The 3,019-nt window shown below is 58.3% G+C and carries 3 protein-coding genes; all 3 read right to left on the reverse strand.

Translation table 11 applies throughout. The features are described from left to right. Nucleotides 1-1,032 (reverse strand): phosphopyruvate hydratase (gene eno / locus ACH2EH_RS21990; RefSeq protein WP_395145110.1); only part of this gene is annotated, 1,032 nt, incomplete at its 3' end. Between the two features lie 34 nt (nucleotides 1,033-1,066). Continuing rightward, nucleotides 1,067-2,347, reverse strand: a complete 1,281-nt coding sequence (locus ACH2EH_RS21995; RefSeq protein ID WP_395145111.1) for a tetratricopeptide repeat protein — start codon at nucleotides 2,345-2,347, stop codon at nucleotides 1,067-1,069. A gap of 43 nt (nucleotides 2,348-2,390) precedes the next feature. Then, the coding region (locus ACH2EH_RS22000) for a hypothetical protein (protein ID WP_395145113.1) at nucleotides 2,391-3,019 on the reverse strand (629 nt) is incomplete at its 5' end.

Consider the following 3,019-nt stretch of genomic DNA (forward strand, 5'->3'; position numbering starts at 1 on the left):
AATCGAGTTGGCGATTCCCTGCTCGATGCCCGTGGCCAGGCGTGTGGTATTGGTGACGAAAAGATCATCCCCGACGAGCTGGACTTTCTTGCCGATGGCCTCCGTGAGTAGCTTCCAGCCCTCCCAGTCGTCCTCCGACATACCGTCCTCAATCGAGATAATCGGGTAGTTGGCGGCGAGATCGGCCCAGAATGCGACCATCTCCTCGCGGGTCTTCCAGAGGTTGGACTTCCAGAAGTAGTAGCTACCCTCTCGGCCATTGGCCTTGCCCTCTTCGTAGAGCTCGGTGGTGGCGGGGTCCATGGCGATCTGGATCTGGGCACCCGGCGTGTAGCCCGCTTTGTTGATCGCCTCCATGATCACATCCAGCGCCTCTTCGTTGCTCTTAAGGTTCGGAGCGTAGCCGCCCTCATCGCCGACTGCCGTGCCGTAGCCCTTGCCTTTGAGCACGGACTTCAAGGCGTGGAAGATCTCCGCGCCCCAGCGCAGGCCCTCGGAGAAGCTGGTCGCGCCCACGGGCATGACCATGAACTCTTGTAGATCCACGGAGTTATCGGCGTGCTTGCCCCCATTGATGATGTTGAGCATTGGAACGGGAAGCTGCTTGGCGTTAGCGCCGCCGATATAGCGCCACAGTGGGGTTTCCAGCGCCTCCGCCGAAGCTTTGGCCGCAGCCAGCGAGACACCCAGAATCGCGTTGGCTCCGAACTTGGCCTTGTTGTGTGTGCCATCCAGAGTGCGCAGTAGGCTGTCTAGGCCCGCTTGATCCGAGGCGTCGAAACCGGAAAGCTCGGGGGAGATTGAGTCGTTGACATTGGCGACGGCGTTTAAAACACCCTTGCCTAGATAGACGGCTTTGTCGCCATCACGGAGCTCGACGGCTTCGTGTGCGCCGGTGGAGGCTCCTGAGGGAACGGCGGCGCGTCCGACCACGCCGCACTCTAAAATAACATCCACTTCAACAGTGGGGTTGCCGCGCGAGTCCAGAATCTGGCGGGCGCGGACTTCTTCGATAAGGGTAAGTTGGCTCATGCTACGAAATTATAGCATGCGCTCGCCTCTTTGCTCAGCGTGCTCCCGCCAAGCGCTCCAAGAAGCCGCTGCGGCGAGGCTCCAGAGCAGGTTGTTGTGCGGCTGCGGCTGCTCGGGCTGTTTGCTGTGCCTGGAGAAAAACTTGGCGCTGGAGGGCGCGCTGACAGAGGCTGCCCAGGAACTTTTCCTGGTTGGCACTGATTAGCGGATACTCATTGCGAAGGTAGGCGAGCTGCTGTAGGATCTGACGCGGATCAACCTCGTACTCTTTTTGGAGCTGGCTAAAGGCAGTGCTCATACGTGTCTGGCGAATCGCCTCCGAGGAACGGTCGCGGTAGAGCACCTGAAAGCAGCTACGAATGGCCCCCTGGAGCAGAGTGTCGCGCTCTAGGCTCTGCGCCTCTTGTTGCAGCGCTGACCAGGCAATAAGGTCCTCCCTCCGTGCTCTTGCGGGACTGTCCTCCGGCAAGGGAAGCGGCTGAGTGGCAAGCAGGAGCTGATGGCCCCAGTTAAAGTGATCCTCACGGAAAAAGAGCTCGACTGTCTGGAAAAACGCATCCATGGCGAGCTGGCTTTTATTGGCGGGGATAACATTGAGGAGGCGTAGAGAGGTTTCCTCAACATTGGGAGTATCACCGCTCTGGATATAGACCATCAGGAGCTGGAGTAAGGCATTAAAGTCCGCGAAGTTCTCTACCTCGTCCATGAAGATCGCCCCCTCGAGCGCATCAATCAGCTCCTCAGTACGTCCCTGGCTGCGGTAGATGCGTGCGAGAAGGAGCTGGGCATCGTAGTGCGCTTCATTGAGGGCAAGTAAGGCCTTGAGCTCCTGCTCCGCCTCGGGGGCCTTTCCCTGTACTAAGAAACAGCGGGCGAGCTTACAGCGCAAGGCCTCGTCGTTGGGGGTGCGCCGCAAAAGCCAGCGGTACTGCCGCTCGGCAAGGGCGTAGTCTTTGTTTCGCATCAGGAGCTGCGCCATGAACTGACGCGGACGAGGTAGGTCTGGTGCCATGGCGACGGCACTTTTGAGCAGCCCGAGGGCTTTTTGTGGGTCGCGCTCCAGGGCACGGGCAGCCTGATCCACAAGGACACGTACCCGTGAGCCGTTTTTGCGTGTCTGATCGTACTCACCACGTCGCTGCGGATCTACCAGAGTCTCACGTGCATGGTTGAGCTCCTGATAGTACTCCGGGTCTTTTTGGGGCTGACAAAGACGGACAAGACGAAAGTAGGCCTGCTGGATCTCCTCAGTCTTCGCCGACTCGGAGATGTCCAGGGTATCGTAGAGGGTTATCGTGTCCAATTTTTCTTCCATGCCTGGTGATATTATTGGCAAGAAGGTGTTTCGACCTCAGAGCCTAAGTGAGCTCAAAGAGAAGATCGGTGAGCTTGTCTAGGCGCTTGCGTACCTGGTCTTCGTCGTTCTGGATCACGGCGAGCTTGACGAAACCTGCCATCTCTCCAATGCTACTGCCCAGCTCAGGGTTTTCCTGAACTTGCCGCTCCGCCTGCTCAATAAGAGGAAGTGCCAGCTCGGCCAGCGGGGCATTGCGCCAGATATCCTGAGGGATCTCTGCGCCGCCCGCTCCAGGGGCATCCAGAATGAACTTGCCATCAATCTGCACCATGGGGGCGCTAATGTAGCGTGCGGCGACCTCCAGAGTCCCATCGAGTGTGTAGCGGAACTCGACTTGAATCGGCTCATCTTTAGACTCGGCATTCAGCGCCCGGAGTGCTAGCTCACTGAGCATACGGTGCTCACGACAGAGATTTCCTGCGGTAACTGCCTCGTAGATACGGATCGCAATGGGACCGGTGCCATCGGAGAGGGTCATGTAGTCTCGCTTGGTAATCGCGGGCAGCTTGGCGTCTTTGGGAATCAGCTCACTGAAGTAGTCCTCGATGTACTGCTCGTTACCCACCTGTTTGATTGTCGCCACCCCCAGTCGGTGGGGGGAGACATCCAAGATCATAATGTCTTTTTGCT

Origin of the sequence: Armatimonas sp., from assembly GCF_043760365.1 — a bacterium.
In the GTDB taxonomy this organism is placed as follows: Bacteria; Armatimonadota; Armatimonadia; order Armatimonadales; family Armatimonadaceae; genus Armatimonas.